Origin of the sequence: Myxococcus vastator, from assembly GCF_010894475.1 — a bacterium.
GTDB classification, from domain to species: Bacteria; Myxococcota; Myxococcia; order Myxococcales; family Myxococcaceae; genus Myxococcus; species Myxococcus vastator.
Window position 1 is genome coordinate 1 of sequence record NZ_JAAIYB010000795.1, and the last position, 1,771, is coordinate 1,771.

Genomic DNA, 1,771 nt, shown 5'->3' on the forward strand with positions numbered 1-1,771 from the left:
GCCCCGGTGCCCCTGCTGCCGCCGGCCCTCCAACACGCCCAGCGCCGCGGACACCGCCGTGCACGAGTGCCCCGCCAGCAGCGCGTCGTGAGGACTCTCGCGCGGGTCCAGGAACGGCGCGATGCCGTCCGCGTGCCGCAGCGTGTGCATGCGCTCGCGCCGCCCCGTGAGGAGCTTGTGCGCGTAGGCCTGGTGCCCCACGTCGAACAGCAGCGCGTCTTGAGGCGAATGGAACACGCGGTGCAACGCGACGATGAGCTCCACCGCGCCCAGGGAGGCCCCCAGGTGGCCGCCTACACGGCCGCAGATGGAGATGATGTCCTCACGCAGCGCCTGGCACAGGCGCGGCAGCGCCTCCTCGGGAAGTGCGCGGACGTCCGAGGGCGAGCCGATGCGTGACAGCCCCTCCGACATCAGGACTTCCGCTCCACCGTGTAGCGCGCCAGCGCCGCCAGCGGCCCGTCCTCGCCCTCCAGGGGGCGCACGGCCGCGATGGCCTCGGCCACCTTCTGGGCCGCCAGCTCCCGCGACGCCTCCAGGCCCACCACCGCCGGGAAGGTGAAGCGCCCGGCCGCGGCGTCCGCGCCCGCGGGCTTGCCCAGCTCCGCCGCCGTGGCCGTCACGTCCAGCACGTCATCGGCAATCTGGAAGGCCAGCCCCACCGCGTCACCATAGGTGTCCGCGCGCGCCAGCGCGTCCGCGTCACCCCCGCTGGCCAGCACGCCCATGCGGCACGCGGCCCGGATGAGGGCGCCCGTCTTCATGCGGTGCAGCCGGATGAGGTAGTCCAGCGCGGACGGACGGTCCTCGGCGGTGTCCAGCACCTGCCCGCCCACCATGCCCGCCGCGCCCGAGGCCACCGCCAGCTCCCGGCACAGCGCGGCGCGCATGGGCTCGGGTCCACTGGCCACCAGGGTGAAGGCCTCCGTCAGCAGCGCGTCCCCTGAGAGGATGGCCAGGGACTCGCCGTACACCTTGTGGTTGGTGAGCCGGCCCCGGCGGTAGTCGTCGTTGTCCATCGCCGGCAGGTCGTCATGCACCAGCGAATACGTGTGCACGTACTCCAGCGCGCACGCCGCGTCGCCCGCCACCGCCGACACGGTGCTTTCGCGCGCCACGAGGTCCGCGAAGGACAGGCAGAGCACCGGGCGCAGGCGCTTGCCGCCGGCCAGCAGGGAGTAGCGCATGGCCTCCACGAGCTTCGGCGGCGTCCCGGCGGGACCCAGCCGCTCCACGCGCTCGCTCAGCAGGGCTTCGACGCGCGCCTGCTGGGTGGCCAGGAAGGAGTTCAGTTGAAACGTTGCCACGAGCGTCCGTGCTCCTCTTATGGAATCTGCGCGGGCACGAGCTCGCGGATGCGGCTGACGAGCTTGTCCATGTCCAGCGGCTTGACGAAGTAGTCCGCGGCGCCCACTTCCATGCCGTGCCGCTTGTCCTCGGGCTCCCCACGGCCACTGATGAAGATGACGGGGATGTCCCGGAACTGCTCGTTCTTCTTCACCGCCCGGCACAGCTCGAAGCCGTCAATCCAGGACATGTTCACGTCCAGGAGGATGGCGTGCGGCCGGTGCAGTTGGAACGACGCGATGAGCCGCAGGCCGTTGGCCGCCATGGTGACGGCAAAGCCCTCGTCCTCCAGGGCCGCCGCCAGCAGCTCCCGCGTGTCGCGGTCATCATCGACAATGGTGATTTTCGGCTTCGACATGCCGGAGTGGACGCGCCCGAGCACCTAGAACGGGACGTCATCCTCCGGGGGCGGACGGGGAGCGGG

At 71.5% G+C, this 1,771-nt stretch carries 3 protein-coding genes; all 3 read right to left on the bottom strand.

Going from position 1 to position 1,771, the window contains the following annotated elements:
* Positions 1-414 (bottom strand): 1-deoxy-D-xylulose-5-phosphate synthase N-terminal domain-containing protein (locus G4D87_RS37335; RefSeq protein ID WP_275902332.1); only part of this gene is annotated, 414 nt, incomplete at its 3' end.
* The gene (locus G4D87_RS37340; protein ID WP_163787531.1) at positions 414-1,307 is read right to left on the bottom strand and encodes a polyprenyl synthetase family protein; all 894 of its coding nucleotides are present in this window, start codon (positions 1,305-1,307) and stop codon (positions 414-416) included. The genes G4D87_RS37335 and G4D87_RS37340, both read right to left, overlap by 1 nt.
* A 17-nt stretch (positions 1,308-1,324) precedes the next feature.
* Entirely contained in the window at positions 1,325-1,705 is a 381-nt protein-coding gene (locus tag G4D87_RS37345) for a response regulator (RefSeq protein WP_163787532.1), read from the bottom strand.
* Positions 1,706-1,771: the final 66 nt, after the last annotated feature.

Excerpts from the sequence above, each read along its gene's own strand:
- G4D87_RS37345 (WP_163787532.1), bottom strand. The coding sequence starts at position 1,705 with ATGTCGAAGCCGAAAATCACCATTGTCGATGATGACCGCGACACGCGG.